Raw genomic sequence first — 23365 nt, 5'->3', positions numbered from 1 at the left:
TGGCGCCGCGCCAATAAAAAAAGCCGGCGCTGGGCCGGCTTTTTTGCGTGCTGCTAACTTGCGATCTTAATCGCGGCTACCGCCGGCGATGCCCAGCAGCGACAACAGGCTGGTGAAGATGTTGTACACGTCGAGGTACAAACGCAAGGTGGCGCTGATGTAGTTGGTCTCGCCGCCGTTGACGATCTGCTGCACGTCATACAGGATGTAGGCGGAGAAGATCGCGATCGCCACCACCGAGATGACGATGCCCAGCGCCGGGATGTTCAGGAAGATGTTGGCCAGCGACGCCAAAATCAGCACGATGACGCCGGCGAACAGCCACGTGGCCATGCCCGAGAAGTCGCGCTTGGAGACCGTGGCGATCGATGCCAGCACCGCGAACACCGACGCCGTGCCGCCGAAGGCCGTCATGATCAGGAAGCCGCCGTTGGAGAAGCCCAGGATGCGCGACAGCAAAGGCGTCAACATCAGACCCATGAAGAACGTGAAGCCCAGCAGCAGGGCCACGCCGACGCCGGAATCCTTGTTCTTTTCGATCGCCCAGATGAAGCCGAACGCGCCGGCCAGGAACACCAGCGCCATCAGGCCGCCGCCCAGCGGCAGGTGCAGCGACACGCCCAGCGCCGCGCCGAACACGGTCGGTATCATCGACAACGCGAGCAGCCAGTACGTATTGCGCAGCACGTTGTGCTGTACGGCACGGCGACTGCCAGCCGACAGATCGTAAGTTTTTTCCATATTTATCATAGTGCCTCCCTCAAAGTGATTCGGTTTACCGCTTGTTAAAAGCATAGCACGTACGCGCCGAAATACCCAAAAACATGTACCAAAAGCACTTAATCCGGGCTTAAACGCGCATGGCGCCGTCAAAACCGGGCGTTTTCGCCCCGAAACGGGGCGTGCGCCTGCCAGCTTACATCCTTATCTGGTGCCCTTGCTCGGAATATGGGGTGTTCTATGGTAAAATCAAAGGTTGATTGAGCTATCAATTTTGTTTTAAACCTTTCTTTTTATTGGAGTTTTTCAAATGGCAATCGAACGCACCCTGTCGATCATCAAACCAGACGCAGTTGCAAAAAACGTTATCGGCCAAATCTACAGCCGTTTCGAAGGCGCTGGCCTGAAGATCGTTGCTGCTCAAATGAAGCAGCTGTCGCGTGAAGAGGCTGAAGGTTTCTACGCCGCGCACAAAGAGCGCGGCTTCTTCAAAGACCTGGTCGACTTCATGGTCTCGGGCCCAGTCATGATCCAGGCACTGGAAGGCGAAAACGCCGTCCTGAAAAACCGCGAACTGATGGGCGCCACCGATCCTAAGAAGGCTGAAAAAGGCACCATCCGTGCCGACTTCGCCGACTCGATCGACGCCAACGCCGTTCACGGTTCCGACGCTGTCGAAGCCGCCGCCGTTGAAATCGCTTACTTCTTCGGCAAGTAATTCGCGGTCGGTAATCCTGTAGTGCCCCGTTTCCGCCTCGCGCGGAAACGGAATTTTTTTAGAACTGTTTTGAAAACGACTATGAACGCACCTCTGACCAACTTGCTGGACTTCGATCCCGCGCAGCTCATCGCTTATTGCGCCGAGTTGGGGGAGAAGCCGTTCCGCGCCAAGCAACTGCAACGCTGGATCCATCAATTCGGCGCGTCGGACTTCGACGCCATGACCGATCTGGCCAAGTCGCTGCGCGACAAACTGAAAACCCGCGCCCATGTCGCCGCGCCGGCCATCATCAGCGACCACACGTCCACCGACGGCACGCGCAAATGGCTGGTCGACGTCGGCAACGGCAACGCCGTCGAAACCGTGTTCATCCCGGAAGAAAACCGCGGCACGCTGTGCATCTCGACCCAGGCCGGCTGCGCCGTCAACTGCCGCTTCTGCTCGACCGGCAAGCAGGGCTTTTCGCGCAACCTGAGCGTTGGCGAGATCATCGGCCAGCTGTGGATGGCCGAGTTCGAACTGCGCCGCACCAAGGGTATCGAGCCGGGCCCGAAGGGCGAGCGCCAGATCACCAACGTCGTCATGATGGGCATGGGCGAGCCGCTGCTGAACTTCGAGCCGACCGCCACCGCCCTCAAGCTGATGCTCGACGATAACGCCTACGGCCTGTCGCGCCGCCGCGTGACCCTGTCGACCTCCGGCGTGGTGCCGATGATGGACAAGCTGTCGCAGGAAGTGCCGGTGGCGCTGGCCGTGTCGCTGCACGCGTCCAACGACGAGCTGCGCAGCAGCCTGATTCCGCTCAACAAAAAGTATCCGCTCAAGGAGCTGATGGCCGCCTGCAAGCGCTATCTGGAGTTCGCCCCGCGCGACTTCATCACCTTCGAATACTGCATGCTCGACGGCGTCAACGACTCCGACGAGAACGCCCGCGAACTGATCGCGCTGGTGCAGGACCGCCAGTTCGGCGTCAACTGCAAATTCAACCTGATTCCGTTCAATCCGTTCCCGGAGTCCGGCCTGCTGCGCTCGAAGAATCCGCGCATCAAGGCCTTCGCCCAGATCCTGGTCGACGCCGGCATCGTCACCACCATCCGCAAGACCCGCGGCGACGATATCGACGCCGCCTGCGGCCAGTTGGCCGGCGAGGTCCAGGACCGCACCAAGGTCGCGCAGCGGATGGAAAAGATGGCCGAGTACCAGCAAAAGTTCGGCGCCAATTTCGGCAAGATCGTGGAGATCGCTTCCTGATGACGCTCCTGGCGCAGCGTAGCCGGCGGCTTGTCGCGCTCGGGTTGATCCCGGCGCTGGCGGGGACGTTGGCCGGTTGCGCCTCGGGGCCGGAACGCGGCAACAGCGGCCAGACCGAATTGACCACCGCGTCGGACCAGACCAGCGCCCAGCGCAAGGTCGAGATCCGCATGCAGCTGGCGGTCGGTTATTACGAGCAGGGCCAGTACCCGTTCGCGCTCGACGAGGTCAAGATGGCACTGCTGGCCGATCCGCAGCACGCCGACGCCTACGGCATGCGCGGCCTGATTTACCAGGCGATGGGCGAGAGCGGCCTGGCCGAGGACAACTTTGTCCGCGCGCGCAAACTGGCGCCGGCCAATCCGGATCTGGCCAACAATTATGGTTCCTTCCTGTGCCAGAACGGCCGGGTGGCGGAAGCGATGCCGCTGTTCGAGGCGGCATTGGGCAACCGCGGCTATCGTTCGCCGGCGTCGGCCGCGAACAACGCCGGCGCCTGCGCGCTGAAGTCCAGGGATTACGCCAGCGCGGAGCGTTATCTGCTGCAAGCCTTGCAGTGGACGCCCGACCTGCCGGCCACCAACGCCAATCTGGCGCGGGTATATTTTGAAAAGCGCGATTATGTGCGCGCCAATTTCTTCATAACCCGTCTGAACAAGGTGGCAAAGATGGAGAGCCTGACGGCCGATGTGCTGTGGCTCGGGATTAAGGTGCAGCATAAGGTGGGCGACAAGGGGGCTGAAGATGGCTGGGCGACGCAACTGCGCCGCCTCCACCCCGGCTCGACCGAATATGCTGCTTATCAACGTGGGGCGTTTGATGAGTGAGACAGGGATACCAATGAATTCAGAGTGGGCAGAAGCGCCGAAAAGAGACCAGGGCGGCACCAGCCTGGCCACGCCCGGAGCACAACTGGCCGCCCAGCGCGAAGCGATGGGCATGTCGGTGGAACAGATCGCGGACCAGCTCAAGCTGGCGCCGCGCCAGGTCGTCGCGCTCGAAGCGGGCGATTACGCCTCCTTGCCTAACATGGCGGTGGTGCGCGGCTTCGTGCGCGCCTACGCCAAGGTCGTCAAGCTGGACCCGACGCCGCTGGTGGCGATGATCGCGGTGATCTCGCCGACCAGCCCCGAGGCCGCGCCGCCGCGCACGCAGCGCGCCGCCGAGTTTTCGGAGTCGCGCTTCCCGCTGATGACGGACCGTTCGTCCGGCCGCGGCGGCTGGATCGTGGGCGCCGTCGTGGTGGCCGCCGCGCTGATCGGCGGCGGCGTGTACGCCTACCAGAGCGGGTTGATCTCGACCTCGATGTTCGAGCGCGCCGGCGGCGATGCCGCCTCCAGCGCCAGCGCCGTGACCGAGCTGCCCAAGCCGATCGATGCGACCATGCCGCTGGAGACCACCTTGGTCAAGCCGGGCCAGGAAACGGCGCCGCTGCAGTCGCCGAACGTGCCGCTGATTTCGGTGCCGCCGCCAGGCACGTCGACCAACCCGGCCGACGCCGCCAGCGCCCCGGCAGGCACCGCCGCCGCGGCTGCCGCGACGACCACCACCGCGCCGGCCGCCGCGACGACCACCACCGCGCCGGCCACCACCAGCGCGCCGGCCGCGCAGGTGCTGCCGCCGGCCGCCGCGCCGGCAGCGGCCAGCGGCACCCAGCTGGTGCTGGAAGTGACCAGCGATTCGTGGGTGGAGATCCGCCGTCCCGGCACCAAGCCGCTGATTTCGCGCCTGGTCAAGGCGGGCAGCACCGAGACCTTCGACATCAAGGACCCGGCGCTGCTGATCGTCGGCAAACCGGATGGCGTGAAAGCGACCCTGGGCGGCGCGCCATTGGCGCTGCCACCGGTCGCCGGCGGCACGATCTCCCGCGTGAATATCAAGTAATTTAGTCAGCAAGTAGTCAACAAGTTAAACCAGCCAGCACGAGCAAACAGCCATGTCTTCTACGCAAACAGCTATTCCTTCGGGACCGTCGAATCGCCGCGCCAGCCGCAGCGTGCTGGTCGCGCACGGCCAGCGCAAGATCTGGGTCGGCGGCGACGCCCCGGTGGTGGTGCAGTCGATGACCAACACCGATACCGCCAACGCGATCGAGACCGCGATCCAGATCCGCGACCTGGCGCGCGCCGGTTCGGAGCTGGTGCGCCTGACGGTGGACCGTCCCGAGGCCGCCGAGGCGGTGCCGTACATCCGCGAACAATTGGACAAGATGGACGTGGACGTGCCGCTGGTGGGCGACTTCCACTACAACGGCCACACCTTGCTCAACGATTATCCGGAATGCGCCAAGGCGCTGTCGAAATACCGCATCAATCCGGGCAACGTCGGCAAGGGCGCCAAGCGCGATACGCAGTTCGCGCAGATGATCGAAGTGGCCGCGCGCTACGACAAGCCGGTGCGCATCGGCGTCAACTGGGGCAGCCTGGATCAGGCGCTGCTGGCGCGCATCATGGACGAAAACGCCGGCCGCGCCGAGCCGTGGAGCGCGCAGGCGGTGATGTACGAGGCGCTGATCACCTCCGCCATCGAAAACGCCGTGCGCGCCGAGGAACTGGGCCTGGGCCGCGACAAGATCATCCTGTCGTGTAAAGTCTCGGGCGTGCAGGATTTGATCGCCGTCTACCGCGAGCTGGCCAAGCGCTGCGACTACCCGCTGCACCTGGGCCTGACCGAGGCCGGCATGGGCAGCAAGGGCATCGTCGCCTCGACGGCGGCGTTGTCGGTGCTGCTGCAAGAGGGCATCGGCGACACCATCCGCATTTCGCTGACGCCGGAACCGGGCGGCGACCGCACCAAGGAAGTGGTGGTCGGCCAGGAGATTTTGCAGACCATGGGCCTGCGCAAATTCACGCCGATGGTGATCGCGTGCCCGGGTTGCGGCCGCACCACCTCGACCACGTTCCAGGAACTGGCCGACAACATCCAGACCTATCTGCGCGACTCGATGCCGGAGTGGAAAAAGACCTATCCGGGCGTGGAGGCGATGAACGTGGCCGTCATGGGCTGCATCGTCAACGGCCCGGGCGAATCGAAGCACGCCAACATCGGCATCAGTTTGCCGGGCACCGGCGAGTCGCCGGCGGCGCCGGTGTTCGTCGACGGCGCCAAGTTCGCGACCCTGCGCGGTGAGCGCATCGTCGAGGAATTTCAAGAGATCGTCCTGAATTACGTTAAGAAGAACTACAGTAAAGAATATGTCCAAAACTGAAAAGATCACCGCCGTCAAAGGCATGAACGATATCCTGCCGACCGATTCGCATATGTGGCAGCTGTTTGAAAACACCGCGCAATCGGTGGTGCAAAGCTATGGCTTCCAGCAGATCCGCACGCCGATCGTCGAAGACACCGCGCTGTTCAAGCGCGCCATCGGCGCCGTCACCGACATCGTCGAGAAGGAAATGTACTCGTTCACCGATTCGATGAACGGCGACGAGCTGACCCTGCGCCCCGAAGGCACGGCCGGCGCGGTGCGCGCGGTGATCGAGCACAATCTGGTCTACGAAGGCCCCAAGCGCCTGTGGTACACCGGCCCGATGTTCCGCCACGAGCGTCCGCAGCGCGGCCGCTATCGCCAGTTCTACCAGTTCGGCTGCGAAGCCGTCGGCTTCAACGGCCCGGATATCGACGCGGAACTGATCATGATGTGTCGCCGCCTGTGGGACGACCTGGGGCTGGAAAACATCCGCCTCGAACTGAACTCGATCGGCGACGCCGAAGAGCGCGCGCGCCACCGCGTCGACCTGATCGCCTACCTGGAAAAGCACGAGGACATCCTCGACGCCGAAGCCAAGCGCCGCCTGCACAGCAACCCGCTGCGCATCCTCGACACCAAGAATCCGGCGATGCAGGAGATGGTCGACGGCGCGCCCAAGCTGATGGAATACCTGGGCGAGGAGTCGCTGGCCCACTTCAACGGCGTGCGCAAGATCCTCGACCACAACAACATCCCCTACGTGATCAACAACCGCCTGGTGCGCGGCCTCGATTACTACAACCGCACCGTGTTCGAATGGGTCACCGACGCACTGGGCTCGCAGGGCACCGTGTGCGCCGGCGGCCGTTACGACCCGCTGATCGCGTCGTTCGGCGGCAAGCCGACGCCCGCCGTCGGTTTCGCCATGGGCATCGAGCGCCTGCTGGAACTGATGAAGGAAGCCGGCGAGCCGGAACAACCGAACCAGTGCGACGTCTACCTGGTGCACCAGGGCGAGGCCGCGCAGATGCAGGCCTTCGTGCTGGGCGAGCGTATCCGCGACGCCGGCCTCGATGTGGTCATGCACGCCTCGACCGCCAACGGTGCCGGCAGCTTCAAGACGCAGATGAAGAAGGCCGACGGCAGCGGCGCTTCGTTCGCCGTCATCATCGGCGAAGACGAAGTGGCCAAGCACACCGCCACCGTCAAGGCGATGCGCGCGGAGGAGGGCGACATGCAGCAGTCGACGGTGCCGTTCGACGACGTCGTCGATTTCCTGGTCGACCAGATCACCGGCAGCGGCGATCACCACCACCACGTGCACGACGAGCATTGCAATCACTAAGCCGCAACCAGGCTGACACCGAGCGGTTTTATTAAAACGCATTCATTAATCCTCTAGCAGACGAACTGACATGGCATACGATCTCGAAGAACAAGAACAACTCGCTACTCTTAAAGCTTGGTGGGAAAAATACGGCAACCTGGCCTCGTGGGTGCTGATCGCCTGCCTGGCCGCCTATTCCGGCTGGGCGGGTTGGAACTACTACCAGCGCAACCAATCGAACCAGGCCTCGGCGCTGTATGAGGAACTGCAAACGGCCGTGCAAGCCAAGGACAACGCCAAGGTGCTGCGCGCCGCCGGCGACATGCAATCGAAGTTCGGCAACACCACCTACGCGCCGATGGCCGCGCTGGTGGCGGCCAAGAGCAGCTTCGACGCCAACGACGTCAAGTCGGCCAAGGCGCAGCTGCAGTGGGCGATCGACCATGGCGCCGACGAATTCAAGGCCCTGGCCAAGATTCGCCTGGCCGGCATCCTGCTCGACGAAAAAGCCTACGACGAAGCGCTGAAGGCGTTGTCGGGCGATGTGGCGCCGCAGTTCGCCGGCGCCGTCGCCGACCGCAAGGGCGACATCCTGGCCGCGCAAAACAAGATCGCCGAAGCCCGCGCCGCCTACCAGGCCGCGCTGGACGCGACCGACAAGAAAAACCCGGGCCGCCAGCTGATCCAGCTGAAGTTCGAGGCCATCGGCGGCTCCGTGCCGGCCGAAGCCAAGGACGCCAAAAGCGCCGCCTGATTGACGCCGTCACGACGTCATGCCGCAAGGGCGCCACGGCGCCCGCTTAGCTCTCCAGATCAAGGTTAAAAAATGCGTATTACCGAAAAAGTTATTGCTGCAAGTGTGTTCGCGATGTTGGCCGGTTGTTCCTTGTTTGGTTCGAAAGACACCAAGAACCAGCCGGCGCCGCTGGTGGAGCTCAAGGGCGGCATGGTGCCCAAGACCGTGTGGAAGTACTCGATGAACAAGGCCGGCACCGCCGTCTTCACGCCGGCCGTCGTCGGCGAGCACGTCTACGTGGCCGATGGCGACGGCGTGCTGGCGCGCCTGGACGCGGCCACCGGCAAGGAGGCGTGGCGCATCAAGACCGGCGTCGACCTGACCGCCGGCGTCGGCAGCGACGGTGAAACGGTCGTCGTCGGCGGCAAAAAGGGCGTGATCCTGGCCTATGACGCCAACGGCAAGGAACTGTGGAAGGGCCAGGCCAGCAGCGAAGTGCTGTCGTCCCCGGTGGTCGGCGGCGGCGTGGTGGTGGTGCGCAGCGTCGACAACCTGATTACCGCCTACGACGCCAAGACCGGCGTCAAAAAATGGAGCGTGGCGCGCACCACGCCGGCCCTGACCCTGCGCAACGCGCCGGGCATGGCCATCAACGGCCCCAATGTGTACGTGGCCCAGCCGGGCGGCAAGCTGCTGGTGCTGGCGCTGGCCGGCGGCCTGCAGCGCTTCGAGCTGGTGGTCGGCGAGCCGCGCGGCGCGACCGAGCTGGAACGCGTGACCGACATCGCCGGCACCCCGGTGATCTTCGAAAAAGATGTCTGCGCCGTGTCGTACCAGGGCCGCGTGGCCTGCTTCGACGCCACCAACGGCGCGCCGCACTGGAGCAAGCCGACTTCGTCCGACGTGGGCGTGGCGGTGGACCAGCGTTTTGTATTCGTCTCCGACGACAAAGGCGAAGTTGCAGCCTACAGCCGCGAAAGCGGCGGCAACGCCTGGAAGAACGACAAGATGTCGTATCGCCGCCTGTCGACCCCCGTGTCGTTCGGCCGCGCTGTGGCCGTTGGCGACTACCAGGGCTACGTCCACTTCCTGTCGCGGGAAGATGGTTCGTACATAGGTCGTGCCGCGACCGACGGAAGCCCGATCCAATCGGACCCCGTCATCGCCGGCGCGAATTTGATTTTTCAAACCCAATCAGGGACAGTGACCGCTCTCGCGGTCGAGTAATACAATGAAGCCGGTAATCGCACTAGTGGGTCGACCCAATGTAGGGAAATCGACCTTGTTTAATCGTCTGACCCGCTCGCGCGATGCGCTGGTGGCGGACTTGCCTGGGTTGACGCGGGATCGTCACTATGGCGAGGGCCGTGTCGGCGAACGTCCCTTCCTCGTCATCGACACGGGCGGCTTCGAGCCGGTCGCCAAGGAAGGCATCATGCATCAGATGGCCAAGCAGACCAAGCAGGCCGTGGCCGAAGCCGACCTGGTCGTCTTCCTGGTCGACGGCCGCCAGGGCCTGACGCCGCATGACAAAACCATCACCGACTTCCTGCGTAAAAGCGGCCGTCCGGTCATGCTGGTCGTGAACAAGTCCGAGGGCATGCGCTACACCGCCGTCGTCGCCGAGTTCTACGAGCTGGGACTGGGCGAGCCGTACTCGATCTCGTCGGCCCACGGCGACGGCGTCGCCGACCTGGTGGAGGAGGCGCTCGACCTGGCCTTCGCCCAGCGTCCGGACGACCCCGAGGAACTGGGGCGCGCCGACCACGGCATCAAGATCGCGCTGGTGGGCCGCCCGAACGTGGGCAAGTCGACCCTGATCAACACGCTGGTCGGCGAAGAGCGCGTCATCGCTTTCGACATGCCAGGCACCACCCGCGATTCGATCGAGATTCCGTTCGAGCGCGAAGGCAAGCAGTACACCCTGATCGACACGGCCGGCATCCGCCGCCGCGGCAAGGTGTTCGAGGCGATCGAGAAATTCTCGGTGGTCAAAACGCTGCAGTCGATCTCGGAGGCCAACGTGGTCGTGCTGATGCTCGACGCCCAGCAGGACATCTCCGAGCAGGACGCCCACATCGCCGGCTTCGTGCTCGAGACGGGCCGCGCGCTGGTGATCGCCGTCAACAAGTGGGACGGCTTGCGCACCGACGAGCGCGACGAGATCAAGATCGATATCGACCGCAAGCTCGACTTCCTGTCGTTCGCCAAGATGCACTTCATCTCGGCGTTGAAATCGCAGGGCATCGGCCCGCTGATGAAGTCGGTCGACGCGGCCTACGCCGCCGCCACGGCCAACCTGTCGACGCCGAAGCTGACGCGCGCGCTGATCGAGGCGGTGGAAAAGCAGGAGCCGCGCCGCAAGGGGTCGATCCGTCCGAAGCTGCGCTATGCGCACCAGGGCGGCATGAATCCGCCGGTGATCGTTATCCACGGCAACGCCCTGGACGCCGTCGGCGAGCCGTACAAGCGTTATCTGGAAAAACATTTCCGCGACACGTTCCAGCTGGTCGGCACGCCGTTGCGCATCGAGCTGCGCACCGGTAAAAACCCGTTCTCGAAGACGCCCGCCAAATAAGAAAAAAATAAGAGAATTTTGGCTCTTTTGTACGGGACTCCCCTGCAAAAATTGTCAAAACAGGTTACAGTGGCTTAGAAGCACCATTCCCGGCGTGGCGAGCGGTGTTTCAGCGGAAATCATTTGACTTTCGCTGGGCCACGTACTTGAAATTAAGCGTTTCGCCTCCAATTCCAACACAACAACATAAAATGGAGCTGTTATGAGCAACAAAGGGCAACTGTTACAAGACCCATTCCTCAATGCCTTGCGCAAAGAGCATGTTCCTGTCTCGATCTATCTGGTCAACGGCATCAAGCTGCAGGGCCACATTGAATCGTTCGATCAGTACGTCGTACTGCTGCGCAACACCGTGACCCAGATGGTCTACAAACACGCCATCTCCACGGTAGTGCCGGCCCGCGCCGTCAATCTCAACATTGAATCCGAAGCGGAATAAGCGCTTGCATCTCGGCTTCTTCCCAACTTGCCTGACCGTCTTATGCGCGCAGCTCTAGTCGGTATCGATTTCGGTCAGGGCGACTTTGCCGCCAGCGTCGAGGAACTGCAACTGCTGGCCCGTTCAGCAGGCGCGGAGCCTGTCACGACGATCACGGCAAAGCGTTCATCCCCTGACGCGGCGTATTTCGTCGGTAGCGGCAAGGCCGACGAGATCGGTCTGGCCGTGCTCGACCACGCCATCGAAATCGTCATCTTCAACCACGCGCTGTCGCCGGCCCAGCAACGCAACCTGGAAAAGCGCCTGCAGATCCGGGTGCTCGACCGTACCAGCCTGATCCTCGACATTTTCGCCCAGCGCGCCGCCTCCCACGAGGGCAAGCTGCAGGTGGAACTGGCGCAGCTGCAGCATCTGGCCACGCGCCTGATCCGCGGCTGGACCCACCTGGAACGGCAAAAGGGCGGTATCGGCTTGCGCGGTCCGGGCGAGACGCAGCTTGAAACCGACCGCCGGCTGATCGGCGAGCGGGTCAAGGCCCTGCGCGCGCGCCTCGGCAAGCTGCGCAAGCAGCACGAGACGCAGCGCCGTTCGCGTGGACGCAGCCAGACGTTCTCGGTGTCGCTGGTCGGCTATACCAACGCCGGCAAATCGACCTTGTTCAACGCGGTGACCAAGGCCGGCGTCTACGTCGCCGACCAGTTGTTCGCCACGTTGGACACGACCTCGCGCCGCGTCTACATGGGGCAGGAAGTGGGCAACGTGGTGTTCTCGGACACCGTCGGTTTCGTGCGCGAGCTGCCGCACCAGCTGGTGGCGGCGTTCCGCGCCACGCTGGAAGAGACCATCCACGCCGATTTGCTGCTGCACGTCGTCGACGCCTCGTCGCCGGTGCGCATGGAGCAGATCGAGCAGGTCAACCTGGTGCTCAAGGAGATCGGCGCCGATCATATTCCGCAGATTCTGGTGTGGAACAAGATCGACGCGGCCGGCCTGGAGCCGTCTGTGGAAAGGGATGAATATGCTAAAATTTCCCGCGTTTTCCTCAGCGCGCGCACCGGCCAGGGCGTCGATCTGCTGCGCGAAGCGGTGGTCGAATGGGCCAAGGCGGCGCCCGGCGCAAGGCTGAACCAGGCCTACCCGACTGGCGACATGGAAGAATTCGAACAAGCGGATCAAGCGGACGACGACGAGGCAGCCGACGGCGGCGCCGACCCGGCCTCCGATTCGGAAGCAGATAGCAGTCCCACCCCTAATCACGTTGGATCACACTGATGCGTGTCTCCTCAATTATGAAACGTCTTGGCCTCAAGCCGTCGCTGAACGATCCCCGCTGGGGCTCGGACAAGAAGGACGGCGAGCCGCAAGCGAACGAAGGCAAAAAGCCCGGCGAAGGCCCTCCCGACATGGAGCAGCTGTGGCGCGATTTCAATCAGCGCCTCAATAGCTTCTTCGGCCAGAAGAAGGGTCCCGAGGGCCCGAACAACGGCGGCCCGGCCGGTCCCGGCGCGCCGCGTCCCGACATGGCCGGCATGCGCGCCACGGCCGGCGCCATCGGCGTCGTCGCGGCGCTGATCTGGCTCGCCAGCGGTTCGTTCATCGTGCAGGAGGGCCAGACCGGTATCGTCTACACCTTCGGTAAAGTGAGCCACACCACCGGTTCCGGTTTCAACTGGCGCTGGCCGTATCCGTTCCAGAGCGACGAGACGGTCAAGGTATCGCAGATGCGGATGGTCGAAATCGGCTACCGCGGCAACGTCAAGAACAAGCAGGCGCGCGAATCGCTGATGCTGACCGACGACGAAAACATCATCGACATGCAGTTCGCCGTGCAATTCAAGCTGAAGGACCCGGTGGCCTGGCTGATGAACAACCGCGACGAGGAGGACACCGTACGCCAGGTGGCCGAGACCTCGATCCGCGAAATCGTCGGCAAGAACAAGATGGACTACGTGCTGTACGAAGGCCGCGACAAGGTGGCCTACGAGACGCAGCAGCTGATGCAGCTGATTCTCGACCGCTACGCCTCGGGCGTGCTCATTTCGAACGTGACGCTGCAGGCGGTGCAACCGCCGGAGCAGGTGCAAGTCGCCTTCGACGACGCCGTCAAGGCCGGACAGGATCTGGAGCGCCAGAAGAACGAAGGCCAGGCCTACGCCAACGACGTCATTCCAAAGGCGCGCGGCTACGCTTCGCGCCTGCTGCAGGAGGCCGAAGCCTATCGCTCGATGGTCACCGAGAACGCCACCGGTAACGCCTCGCGCTTCAAGCAGGTGCTGACCGAGTACCAGAAGGCGCCGGGCGTGACGCGCGACCGCATGTATCTGGAAACCATGCAGCAGATTTATTCGAGCGCCAGCAAGGTGATGGTCGACGCCAAGAGCGGCAGCAACCTGCTGTATCTGCCGTTGGACAAGCTGATCGCCCAGGCGGCGGCGACCGACGCGACCGCGGCCCAGGCCAGGGCGGCGCAGGCTTCGCCGCCACCGGTGGCCACCTTGCCGTCGGAGGTCATGCCATCGGTTGAAGTAACCCGCCAGCGCGATTCGCGCTCGCGAGAGTCCGGACGTGACCGGGAGGGTCGTTAATGAATCGCATAGCTAGTTCCCTCATTGCTGTTTTCGTCGTGCTGCTGTTGCTGTCGTCGATGGTGTTCGTGGTCGACCAGCGCAAGTACGCGATCGTCTTCGCGCTGGGCCAGATCAAGGAAGTCATTCGCGAGCCGGGGCTGCATTTCAAACTGCCGCCGCCGTTCCAGAATGTGCTGTACCTGGATAACCGCATCCTGACCATCGAGTCGGCCGACGCCGAGCGCTTCATCACCGCCGAGAAGATGAACATCCTGGTCGACAGCTTCGTCAAGTGGCGCATCGGCCGCAACGAAGGCCAGGCCAAGCTGTACTACGTCACCTTCGGCGGCGACGAGACCCGCGCGCGCGACCGCATGTCGGTCATCGTCAAGGCCGCGCTGAACGAGGAAATCACCAAGCACACCGTTAGCGAAGTCATTTCGGGCAAACGCGGCAAGGTGATGGAGGCGATCCGCACCAAGGTGGTCCAGGAAGCGGCGCAGATCGGCGTCGAGATCATCGACGTGCGCCTCAAGCGCGTCGAATACGTCGAGCAGATCAACAACTCGGTGTACGACCGCATGAAGGCCGAGCGCCTGCGCGTGGCCAACGAGCTGCGTTCGACCGGTTCGGCCGAATCGGAGAAGATCCGCGCCGACGCCGACCGCCAGCGCGCCGTGATCCTGGCCGAAGCCTATCGCGAAGCGGAAACCATGCGCGGCGAGGGCGACGCCAAGGCGTCGGCCATCTACGCCGAGGCGTTCGGCCGCAATCCGGAGTTCTACAAGTTCTATCGCAGCCTGGAAGCCTATCGCGCCACCTTCAAGAACCACGGCGACGTGATGGTGATGGATTCGAGCTCGGACTACTTCAAGTACTTCAAGAGCTCGGGCACCGGCGGCGCGCCGTCGGCGCCGGCCGCGCCGAAGAAGTAAGCCGGCGGCGGCAAAAATGGAGGGGCGGATACCGGACTGGTATCCGCCCCTTTTTACCTGCGCGGCCGCTTCGCTCGGCGGGTTGGATCGTTCAATCGAGACCGGTCTTGCCGGGCGCCCAATACGCCTTGCTCTGGCGCCGTCCGGCGGCCAGGTTCTCCCGCTTCAGCAGCTTGCCCATGCGTTGAATGGCGCCGGCGCGGCCCGTCAGGACGACGTCCGCCTCCGGGTGCGCCCGCAGCAGGTCCGCCAGGCGCGCTTCCATCCCGGCGACATGGCCGTCGTTCTCGAGGCGCGGGCACAGCGCGGCGCCTTGCATCTGCAGCCGTTCGATCACCGGCGCCGCATCGGCGGCCCGCCAGACTTCGAACAGGCCAAGGACGGCCGGCGCGGCCATCTGATCGGCCAGCGCCGCCGCCAGGCCCAGTGACGTCTCGTCGCCGACCACGATGACGGTCGATTGCGGCCGTACCGGCTGTAACAGCCGCACCGACCTGCGCGGGCCGAAGACAACGCAGTCGTCGCCCGGGCGCAGCGCGCCCGCCCACCGGGCGCCCGGCCCCCCGGCGTGCAGGTAGACCAGGATGCGGGTGCGGCCGCCCACGGCGTCCCAGCCCATCGGCGTATAAGTGCGCCGGGTCCAGCCGCCCAGCTGGACCTGGATCTTGTCTCCGGGCGTCCAGCCGGCATCGCGCAGCGCCTCGCCGCCCAGTGTGACGATGCGGAAGGCGTCGCCGATATCCTCGATGTCCAGCACCCGCGCGCGGCGGGTGAACATCTTGAGCAGCGCCGATTCCAGCAGGCCGGCGCGTTTTTTCAGGGGAGGGATGGCGAGGTCGTTCATTGGGGAGGCTCCGGGTCGTGGTCAGGGATCGGTGCTATCGGCGTCCGGCGCGGATAGCGTATCGATAGCAGGTAGACGTATCAGGCGCCCGATTTATTGTGGGGCGGGACGCCGGCGCGATCGGCTCGCCGGCGCGCCCGTGGCCCGCTTCGGCGGCTCCCGGCCCCGCGGCGGGCGGCGATTTTTTCCCGCCGGTCCGCCATTTCGCGTAAAATATCAGGTTCGGCCCGCCGCTTTTATGGCAGCGCCACGTTCGCCGCATTATTCGTTTTTTAATTTTTCCGTATCCAGTTTCCCATGCCGAATTGGCTTTTGCCCGAGAACATCGCCGACGTTTTGCCGTCGGAAGCCCGCAAGATCGAAGAGTTGCGTCGTCTGATGCTGGATAATTTCCGTCTCTACGGTTATGAACTGGTCATGCCGCCGCTGCTCGAATACGTCGAGTCGCTGCTGGCCGGCGCCGGCGAGGACACCGATCTGCGCACCTTCAAGCTGGTCGACCAGATCTCCGGCCGCATGCTCGGCATCCGCGCCGACATGACCACGCAAGTGGCGCGCATCGACGCCCACCTGCTGAACCGCGATTCGGTCACCCGCCTGTGCTACGCCGGCAGCGTGCTGCACACCCGTCCTTCGGGCCTGCACACCACCCGCGAACCGCTGCAGATCGGCGCCGAGATGTACGGCCACGCCGGCCTGGAGGCCGACGCCGAGATCTTGGAGCTGTCGCTCGCTTCCTTGGCGCTGGCCGGGTTCAACGAGGTGCGGCTGGACCTGACCCATGTCGGCGTGCTGCTGGCGATCATCGAAGGCGACGCCGCCGCCGTCAAGGACGAAGCGGCGTTGTATCTGCTGCTGCGCTCCAAGGACGTGCCGGGCCTGCAGGCGATTTCCGCCAACTACGCGCCGCCGGTGCGTGCAGCGTTGCTGGCGCTGCCGAACCTGTACGGCGACGTCGGCGTATTGAAGAAGGCGCGCGAGACGCTGCCGGAACTGCCGGGCATCGCCAAGGCGCTGGCCGAACTGGCCGCGCTGGCCGCGTCCGCGCTGGGCCGCGCCGAGGTGGCGATCGACTTGGCCGACCTGCGCGGCTACCAGTACGAACGGGGCGCGATGTTCGCCCTGTATGTGCCAGGCTTGCCGAACGCGGTGGCGCGCGGCGGCCGTTACGATCACGTAGGCGAAGCTTTTGGCCGGGCGCGTCCCGCCACCGGCTTCTCGCTCGACCTGCGCGAGCTGGCGCGCCTGTTGCCGACCGCGGAACGCAAGCATTCGATCCGCGCTCCGTGGGGCAACGCGCCTGAATTGAGGGAAAAAATCGCCGAGCTGCGCAAGTCCGGCGAAGTGGTGATCCAAAGTATGCCGGGTCACAGCAACGAGCTGGACGAGTTCGAGTGCGACCGCGCTCTGGTACTCGACGATAGTGGTAGCAACTGGATTCTTAAAAACTTAGGTTAGTGTGATGTCAAAGAAAAACGCAAAGAACGTCGTCGTCATCGGTACCCAGTGGGGCGATGAGGGCAAGGGCAAGATCGTCGACTGGTTGACCGATCATGCACAAGGTGTGGTCCGCTTCCAGGGCGGCCACAACGCCGGCCATACGCTGGTCATCGGCGGCGTCAAGACCGCGCTGCAGCTGATCCCGTCGGGCATCATGCGTCCGGGCGTGGCCTGCTACATCGGTAACGGTGTGGTGGTGTCGGTGCCGGACGTGCTGCGCGAAATCGACAAGCTGGAAAAAGTCGGCGTCGAAGTCGCCTCGCGCCTGAAGGTGTCGGACGCCGCGCCGGTGATCCTGCCTTACCACGCCGCGCTGGACCTGGCCCGTGAAGCCGCCCGCGGCGAAGCGAAGATCGGCACCACCGGCAAGGGCATCGGCCCGGCCTACGAAGACAAGGTGGCGCGCCGCGCCATCCGCGTCGCCGACCTGCTGAACGAAAAGCGCTTCGCCGAAAAGCTGGCCGAGAACCTCGACTACCACAACTTCGTGCTGGAGCACTACCTCAAGGCCCCGCGCATCGAATACCAGAAAACCCTGGACGACGCGCTGGCCTACGTGCCGCGCCTGCGCCCGATGGTGACCGACGTTTCGAGCGCGCTGTACGCCGCGCACAAGGCCGGCGCCAACCTGCTGTTCGAAGGCGCGCAAGGCTCGCTGCTGGACGTCGACCACGGCACCTATCCGTTCGTCACCTCGTCGAACTGCGTGGCCGGCAACGCCGCCGCCGGCGCCGGCGTCGGTCCGAACATGCTGCACTACATCATGGGCATCACCAAGGCCTACACCACCCGCGTCGGTTCCGGCCCGTTCCCTTCGGAGCTGCCGACCGATGCCGGCGTCGGCCACCACCTGGCGCAAGTGGGCCACGAGTTCGGCACCGTCACGGGCCGCGCACGTCGCTGCGGCTGGTTCGACGCCGCGCTGCTGCGCCGCTCGGTCCAGATCAACGGCGTGACCGGCATGTGCCTGACCAAGCTCGATGTACTGGACGGCCTGGAGTCGCTCAAGCTGTGCACCGGCTACACCATCGACGGCGTGGCGGTCGACATCTTCCCGTCGGGCGCCGAGGAAGCCGCGCGCTGCGTGCCGGTGTACGAAGAAATGCCGGGTTGGACCGAAAGCACCGTCGGCGCGAAGTCGCTGGCGGCGCTGCCGGCCACCGCCCGCGCCTACATTAAACGTATCGAAGAGTTGGTCGGCGTGCCGGTCGACATGGTATCGACCGGTCCGGATCGTGAAGAGACGATCGTCCTGCGTCATCCGTTCGAATAACAGGGAGTCAATATGAGCGATCCGCAATCGAACGAAAAACACCTGTGGGTATCCTGGGACGAGTACCACCGCCTGATCGAGCGCCTGGCGCTGAAGGTCCATGAATCGGGCTGGAAGTTCGACATGGTGCTGTGCCTGGCGCGCGGCGGCGTGCGTCCGGGCGACGTCTTCTCGCGCATCTTCGACGTGCCGCTGGCGATCCTGTCGACCAGCAGCTACCGCGAAGAAGCGGGCACCGTGCGCGGTGACCTGGACATCGCCAAGTACATGACGATGACCAAGGGCCCGCTGTCCGGCAAGATCCTGCTGGTCGACGACCTGGCCGATTCCGGCGTGACCCTGATCAAGGTGATGAAGCATTTGAAGGACAACTTCGAAGGCGTCACCGATGTGAAATCGGCCGTGATCTGGACCAAGGGCAGCTCGGCCTTCAAGCCGGACTACCAGATGGAGGAACTGCCGCACAATCCTTGGATCCACCAGCCGTTCGAGGACTACGACGGTCTGCGTCCGCATCAGCTGGCGGCATGGATCAAAAAAGGCGAATCGGCGAAGTAAGCTGTTCGACCAAGGGAGCTTCGGCTCCCTTTTTTATTCAATAAAAAAAACACATGACCCAAGACTTCTTCCAGACCTTCATTTTGCTGGTTCTCGTGACCGACCCTTTCGGCAACGTGCCGCTGTTCGCCAGCGTGCTCAATCCGGTGCCGCCGGCGCGCCGCTCGCGCATCGTGATCCGCGAATGCGCGATCGCGTTCGTGCTGCTGTTGATCTTCATGTTCTTCGGCCGTCATTTCCTCGCGGCGCTGCACTTGTCGGAAGTGGCGCTGCGCATCGGCGGCGCGGTGATCCTGCTGCTGATTTCGATCCGCATGATCTTCCCGCACCCGGACGGCGTGTTGGGCCGCACCGATGGCGGCGAACCGTTCATCGTGCCGCTGGCGATCCCCGCGCTGGCCGGTCCGTCGGCGCTGGCGACCGTGCTGCTGTTCTCCAGCGAGAGCACCGGCGAGGTGATGGTGCACGTGGCCGCGCTGGCGGCGGTGGCGGTGGTGTGGCTGCTGGTGTTCCTCAGCGCCGAGCGGCTGCAGAAGGTGCTCGGACCGCAGGTGATGACGGCGTTCGAACGCCTGATGGGCCTGATCCTGACGGCGATGTCGGTCGAGATGCTGTTGAGCGGTATCCGGGAATTCGTCAAGACCCTGTAAATGCTACATCTGCCGGAAGTGGTGCAGGTAGCTGCGGCTGACCGGCAGCACTTCGCCACGTCCGCGCAGCTTCAGTTCCGCCGTCTCGTTGACACCCCGGACCACTTCCGCCACGTGCGCCAGGTTGACGATCACCGAGCGGTGCGTTTGCGCGAAGCGCTCCGGATCGAGCTGCTCGGCCAGCTCGCGGATGCTCTTGCGGATCAGCGCCTCGCCTTCCTCCCACACCACCAGCGTGTATTTTTCCTCGGCCTTCATATAGCAAACCTGCTCGACCGGAATCAGCCTCACGCTCGTCCCCACCGACGCCTTGATCCATTGCAGCCAGCGCCGCGCCTCGACGCGCTGGCCGAGCCGCCCGGCCAACTGGTCCAGCATCGCATCCAGCGCCGCGCCACCCGGCAGCGGACCGTCCAGCTGCCGGCGCAGGCGCTGCACGGTGTCCGCCAGCCGCGCCGGATCGATCGGCTTGACCAGATAATCGACCGCGCCGTGCTCGAAGGCTTGCAATGCGTACTGCTCGTACGCGGTGACGAACACCAGGTGCGCACGCCGGCCCAGCGCGCGCGCCGCCTCGATGCCGCTCATGCCCGGCATGTGGATGTCCAAAAAAACCACCTGCGGCTTATGCAGTTCGAACAGTTCGACCGCCTCGCCGCCGTTGCGGGCGTCGTCCAGCACGCGCAGCTCGGGCCACAAGGTGGCGAGGTGGCTGCGCAGCCGCTCGCGCAGCAGCGGCTCGTCGTCGGCGATCAATGCGGTTGGTTGATTCACTTTTTTTCTCCGGGCTGAAAATGCAGTTCGACGCGCATGCCGTGCGGCGTCTGCTCGTGCAGGTCGACGCGCGCACCGGCGCCGTAGAAGCCATGCAGGCGGCTGCGCAAATTGGACAGGCCGGTGCCCGGTTGCGCCGTCTCCGACATGCCGACGCCGCTGTCGGCGACCCACAGCATCACGTGGCCGCTGGCGGCGTCGTAGTCTCCGCCGACGTCGATATGGCCGCCGCAAGGAGATGGGTCGATGCCATGGCGGACCGCGTTTTCCACCAAGGTCAATAAGGCCATCGCGGGAAAGCGCATCGGCTCCAACCCAGGCAAGCCGGCGACGGAAAACCGCAGCCGGTCCGGCATCCGCATGTGCATCAGCTCCAGATAGGCGCGCACCAGTTGAAGCTCGCTGCCCAGGGTGGCGTCGGCGTCGCCCAGGCGCGGCATGGCCGCGCGCAAGTAGGCGATCAGGTGGCGCAGCACCGGCCCCGCGGTGGCAGAGCCGGCGGCCACCAGCGCCTCGACGTTGGCCAGCGTGTTGAACAGGAAGTGCGGCTCGATCTGCGCCTGCAACAGCCGCAGACGAGTATCGACCAGTTCGCGTTCGAGCCTGTTCTTCTCGAGTTCGATCTGCAAGCGGTCGGCCCGCTCGCGCTCCCTGCGTTCGGCGCGCATCGCCAGCAGCGAGAAGGGCACACCGAAGACAACCCCCAGCACCACCATCATGACGTAGCCGGACAGCGTCTGAACATCGCTCAGGTAGGTGATGAAGTGGCGGCCTTGCGCGCCGATCGCGGTCAGCAGCGCCGCCAGCGGCGCGGCCAGCACCACCGCCATCACGCGCGCCTTGCCGGTGGCGAGCCAGCGCGGGCGCAGCCGGTCCGCCGCCGAATACGCGAACAACAGCACCGCGCCGATAAATCCGATATGGCCGAACACGGTGGGATATGGCGTGCGGCTCATCTTGTGCAACAGCCACGACAGCAACAACGTGAACACGGCGACCACGAGCGTCTGCCGCGCGGTCGGCAAGAACCTGGCTGGGCGGGGAAGGGGAGCGTTCGGCGTCATCGCCTAACGATAACCGCTCGCCGCTCGTCGTTCAAGCCCTAAAAACCGCCGTTGGTCGCATCGTTCGCGCCCGCGCGTCGGACGGCGGCCGCAGGGTAGCTATCGTGGTGGCTACCTAACAGCCCGGGAGCAAACCATGACATCCGCACTTTCCATCGATTCCGCGCCATCGCGCAGGCGCACGGCCGAGGCCCGGGCGGCGCTCGCGCTGAGCGCCGCCGCGCGCTTCTGGTTCGTCGCCACGGTCGTCGGGCAGCTGGTATTCGCCGCGTACATCGTCTTGCTGTACGGCGGCGCGGCCGCTGGCGGCGATTGGAACGGCTGGAACAAGGTCATGTCGCACGGCTTCGTGCGCGCTGACCTGGCGGGCAATATCGTCACCGCCGCGCACCTGCTGCTGGCGGCGGTGATCATGGTTGGCGGCACGCTGCAGCTGATACCCCAACTGCGTGCGCGGGCGCCGTCGTTCCATCGCTGGAACGGGCGGGTCTACCTCGCCGGCGCAGTCGTGGCGGCGCTGAGCGGCTTGTACATGCTGTGGTTCCGGGGCGCCGTCGGCGACACGGTGCAGCACCTCGGCACAAGTTTGAACGCGGTGCTGGTCGTCGCCTGCGCAGCCATGACGGTGCGGCGCGCGCTCGCGCGCGACTTCAGCGCGCACCGGCGCTGGGCGCTGCGCCTGTTCCTGTGCGTGAGCGGCGTGTGGTTCTTCCGCGTGGGCCTGATGTTCTGGCTCGCGGTCAACGGCGGCCCGGCCGGCTTCGATATCGACACCTTCACCGGACCTTTTCTGAGCTTTCTGTCGTTCGCCCAGTATTTGCTGCCGCTGGCGGTGCTCGAACTGTACCTGCGCTGCGGCGGGGTGGCGGCGCGCTGCGCCACCGCCTTGCTGCTTGCGGTGCTGACGGTGGCGATGGCGCTCGGCATCGCGGTGGCGACGATGGGCATGTGGTGGCCACGCATGTAATCGCAATGCGCGCCGTGCCGGCTCCAGGTATCGGCCGCTGAAATCGAACACGGTCGGGCCGGCGCCGCGCCGCCGCCGCCGGCCATGCGAGCGATGCGCGCGGGGGGCGAAAGTTATAAAAAAGTCTTTACAGTGCGCGGCGAACGCGAGTAGACTTTTCAAAACACCAATGTAACCGGTTACATTTCATAAAAGTGATCGGTTATATTTTTTTGATGCGAATGTAACCGGTTACATTTCCTGAAAGCAGCAAGAATGGCGATAACGATCAAGGACGTGGCGCAGGAGGCCGGCGTGTCGGTGGCGTCGGTGTCGCGCGCGCTCAACGGCCACGCCAGCATCACCGACGACACCCGCAAACACGTTCTGGCGGTGGTCAAGCGGATGCGCTACATGCCGCACGTCGGCGCCCGCAGCCTGACCACCAGCTTCACCAACACCATCGGCGTGCTGCTGCCGGATTTGTACGGTGAGTTCTTTTCCGAGATCATTCGCGGCATCGACGTCGCCGCGCGCGCCCGCGGCCTGCATCTGATGGTATCGAGCCTGCACGGCGACGCCGACGAAGTGGCGTTGTCGATCCGCGCCATGCGCGGCCGCGTCGACGGGCTGCTGGTGATGTCGCCCCATGTCGACGCGGCGCTGCTGTCCGATAACCTGCCCGAAGACCTGCCGATCGTTTTGATGAGCACCGCCGCCGGTGGCGCGCAGTACGCGTCCATCTCGTTCGACAACTACAGCGGCGCCTACGCGATGGTGGCGCATCTGGTCGGGCAGGGCTACGGGCGCATCGCCTTCCTCGCCGGCCCGGCCGGTAACTTCGAGGCGCAGGAGCGGCTGCGCGGTTACCACGCGGCGTTGGCCGCGCTGGCGCCGCGGGCGATGGCGCAAGTGTTCGAGGGCGACTTCTCCGAGGAGTCGGGACAGCGCGTCGGCCGGGCGCTGGCGGTTGCGGCCGACCGGCCGGACGCGCTGTTCGCGGCCAACGACATGATGGCCATCGGCGCGTTGCTCGAGCTGCGCCAGCACGGCCTGGAGCTGCCGCGCGATATCGCGCTGGCCGGCTTCGACGATATTCGTATCGCGCGGTACGTCAGTCCGGCATTGACGACCGTTCGGGTTCCGATCGCCGATCTGGGGGTGCGGGCGTTGGAGCGCCTGCATGCGCAAATCGGGCAGCCCGGGAACACGCCGGTGACCGCGCAGACACTGGCCGCCGAGCTGGTGGTGCGCGCTTCGACCGGAGGTGGCCAGCACTGTTAGTAGTA

23 protein-coding genes are annotated in these 23365 nt (G+C 64.5%); 19 read left to right on the top strand and 4 right to left on the bottom strand.

Translation table 11 applies throughout. From position 1 onward, the window contains the following. Nucleotides 1–66: 66 nt before the first annotated feature. Nucleotides 67–750, bottom strand: a complete 684-nt coding sequence (locus BMX85_RS05335; RefSeq protein ID WP_090314594.1) for a Bax inhibitor-1/YccA family protein — start codon at nucleotides 748–750, stop codon at nucleotides 67–69. 280 nt (nucleotides 751–1030) lie between these two features. Here BMX85_RS05335 and ndk point away from each other — a divergent pair, with 280 nt between their 5' ends. The 13 genes from ndk (at nucleotide 1031) to hflC (ending at nucleotide 14467) form a co-directional block, all read left to right on the top strand. Then, nucleotides 1031–1438: a nucleoside-diphosphate kinase gene (ndk, locus tag BMX85_RS05330; RefSeq protein ID WP_090314593.1), complete on the top strand. Its 408-nt coding sequence runs from the start codon at nucleotides 1031–1033 to the stop codon at nucleotides 1436–1438. A gap of 81 nt (nucleotides 1439–1519) precedes the next feature. Then, a complete protein-coding gene (gene rlmN, locus BMX85_RS05325; RefSeq protein ID WP_090314592.1) occupies nucleotides 1520–2692 on the top strand; it encodes a dual-specificity RNA methyltransferase RlmN in 1173 nt (390 codons plus the stop codon). Beyond that, the gene (gene pilW, locus BMX85_RS05320) at nucleotides 2692–3519 is read left to right on the top strand and encodes a type IV pilus biogenesis/stability protein PilW (protein ID WP_090314591.1); all 828 of its coding nucleotides are present in this window, start codon (nucleotides 2692–2694) and stop codon (nucleotides 3517–3519) included. The genes rlmN and pilW overlap by 1 nt, the downstream gene beginning before the upstream one ends. Before the next feature lie 13 nt (nucleotides 3520–3532). Further along, nucleotides 3533–4576 (top strand): helix-turn-helix domain-containing protein, encoded by a 1044-nt coding sequence (locus BMX85_RS05315; RefSeq protein ID WP_090314590.1) that lies wholly within the window; start codon nucleotides 3533–3535, stop codon nucleotides 4574–4576. Between the two features lie 52 nt (nucleotides 4577–4628). Further along, nucleotides 4629–5900, top strand: coding sequence for a flavodoxin-dependent (E)-4-hydroxy-3-methylbut-2-enyl-diphosphate synthase (gene ispG / locus BMX85_RS05310; RefSeq protein WP_090314589.1), 1272 nt, complete (start codon nucleotides 4629–4631; stop codon nucleotides 5898–5900). Then, the gene (gene hisS, locus BMX85_RS05305; protein ID WP_090314588.1) at nucleotides 5887–7230 is read left to right on the top strand and encodes a histidine--tRNA ligase; all 1344 of its coding nucleotides are present in this window, start codon (nucleotides 5887–5889) and stop codon (nucleotides 7228–7230) included. The genes ispG and hisS overlap by 14 nt, the downstream gene beginning before the upstream one ends. Before the next feature lie 70 nt (nucleotides 7231–7300). Next, nucleotides 7301–7966 (top strand): YfgM family protein, encoded by a 666-nt coding sequence (locus BMX85_RS05300; protein WP_090314587.1) that lies wholly within the window; start codon nucleotides 7301–7303, stop codon nucleotides 7964–7966. A gap of 72 nt (nucleotides 7967–8038) precedes the next feature. Further along, nucleotides 8039–9175, top strand: coding sequence for an outer membrane protein assembly factor BamB (bamB, locus tag BMX85_RS05295; protein WP_090314586.1), 1137 nt, complete (start codon nucleotides 8039–8041; stop codon nucleotides 9173–9175). 4 nt (nucleotides 9176–9179) lie between these two features. Next, nucleotides 9180–10526, top strand: coding sequence for a ribosome biogenesis GTPase Der (gene der, locus BMX85_RS05290; RefSeq protein WP_090314585.1), 1347 nt, complete (start codon nucleotides 9180–9182; stop codon nucleotides 10524–10526). Between the two features lie 202 nt (nucleotides 10527–10728). Then, on the top strand, nucleotides 10729–10965 hold the full coding sequence (gene hfq, locus BMX85_RS05285) for an RNA chaperone Hfq (RefSeq protein ID WP_008450615.1): 237 nt from the start codon (nucleotides 10729–10731) through the stop codon (nucleotides 10963–10965). Between the two features lie 42 nt (nucleotides 10966–11007). Beyond that, on the top strand, nucleotides 11008–12237 hold the full coding sequence (hflX, locus tag BMX85_RS05280; protein ID WP_090314584.1) for a GTPase HflX: 1230 nt from the start codon (nucleotides 11008–11010) through the stop codon (nucleotides 12235–12237). 17 nt (nucleotides 12238–12254) lie between these two features. Further along, entirely contained in the window at nucleotides 12255–13550 is a 1296-nt protein-coding gene (gene hflK, locus BMX85_RS05275; RefSeq protein ID WP_229210283.1) for an FtsH protease activity modulator HflK, read from the top strand. Further along, nucleotides 13550–14467: a protease modulator HflC gene (hflC, locus tag BMX85_RS05270; protein ID WP_090314582.1), complete on the top strand. Its 918-nt coding sequence runs from the start codon at nucleotides 13550–13552 to the stop codon at nucleotides 14465–14467. Before hflK ends, hflC begins: the two co-directional genes overlap by 1 nt. A gap of 91 nt (nucleotides 14468–14558) precedes the next feature. Here hflC and BMX85_RS05265 read toward each other — a convergent pair whose 3' ends face one another. Next, nucleotides 14559–15311, bottom strand: a complete 753-nt coding sequence (locus tag BMX85_RS05265) for a siderophore-interacting protein (RefSeq protein ID WP_090314581.1) — start codon at nucleotides 15309–15311, stop codon at nucleotides 14559–14561. Nucleotides 15312–15608: 297 nt separating this feature from the next. Between BMX85_RS05265 and BMX85_RS05260 the strand changes: the two genes are divergently transcribed. The 4 genes from BMX85_RS05260 to BMX85_RS05245 are packed head-to-tail and all read left to right on the top strand — an operon-like array spanning nucleotide 15609 to nucleotide 19292. Next, a complete protein-coding gene (locus BMX85_RS05260; RefSeq protein WP_090314580.1) occupies nucleotides 15609–16769 on the top strand; it encodes an ATP phosphoribosyltransferase regulatory subunit in 1161 nt (386 codons plus the stop codon). Nucleotides 16770–16773: 4 nt separating this feature from the next. Continuing rightward, on the top strand, nucleotides 16774–18084 hold the full coding sequence (locus BMX85_RS05255; RefSeq protein ID WP_090315249.1) for an adenylosuccinate synthase: 1311 nt from the start codon (nucleotides 16774–16776) through the stop codon (nucleotides 18082–18084). Nucleotides 18085–18096: 12 nt separating this feature from the next. Then, entirely contained in the window at nucleotides 18097–18642 is a 546-nt protein-coding gene (locus tag BMX85_RS05250; protein WP_090314579.1) for a phosphoribosyltransferase, read from the top strand. 53 nt (nucleotides 18643–18695) lie between these two features. Further along, nucleotides 18696–19292, top strand: coding sequence for a MarC family protein (locus BMX85_RS05245; protein WP_090314578.1), 597 nt, complete (start codon nucleotides 18696–18698; stop codon nucleotides 19290–19292). Nucleotides 19293–19295: 3 nt separating this feature from the next. Here BMX85_RS05245 and BMX85_RS05240 read toward each other — a convergent pair whose 3' ends face one another. Together BMX85_RS05240 and BMX85_RS05235 are read right to left on the bottom strand one after the other, a co-directional pair. After that, on the bottom strand, nucleotides 19296–20066 hold the full coding sequence (locus tag BMX85_RS05240) for a LytR/AlgR family response regulator transcription factor (RefSeq protein ID WP_090314577.1): 771 nt from the start codon (nucleotides 20064–20066) through the stop codon (nucleotides 19296–19298). Next, nucleotides 20063–21067: a sensor histidine kinase gene (locus tag BMX85_RS05235; protein ID WP_218147301.1), complete on the bottom strand. Its 1005-nt coding sequence runs from the start codon at nucleotides 21065–21067 to the stop codon at nucleotides 20063–20065. Before BMX85_RS05235 ends, BMX85_RS05240 begins: the two co-directional genes overlap by 4 nt. A gap of 199 nt (nucleotides 21068–21266) precedes the next feature. Between BMX85_RS05235 and BMX85_RS05230 the strand changes: the two genes are divergently transcribed. Beyond that, nucleotides 21267–22097: a DUF2306 domain-containing protein gene (locus tag BMX85_RS05230; RefSeq protein ID WP_090314575.1), complete on the top strand. Its 831-nt coding sequence runs from the start codon at nucleotides 21267–21269 to the stop codon at nucleotides 22095–22097. Between the two features lie 255 nt (nucleotides 22098–22352). After that, nucleotides 22353–23360 (top strand): LacI family DNA-binding transcriptional regulator, encoded by a 1008-nt coding sequence (locus BMX85_RS05225; protein ID WP_090314574.1) that lies wholly within the window; start codon nucleotides 22353–22355, stop codon nucleotides 23358–23360. Nucleotides 23361–23365 lie beyond the last annotated feature (5 nt).

Origin of the sequence: Duganella sp. CF517 (genome assembly GCF_900110275.1) — a bacterium.
Lineage (GTDB): Bacteria > Pseudomonadota > Gammaproteobacteria > Burkholderiales > Burkholderiaceae_D > Rugamonas.
This window is presented reverse-complemented; position numbering and strand designations above follow the sequence as displayed.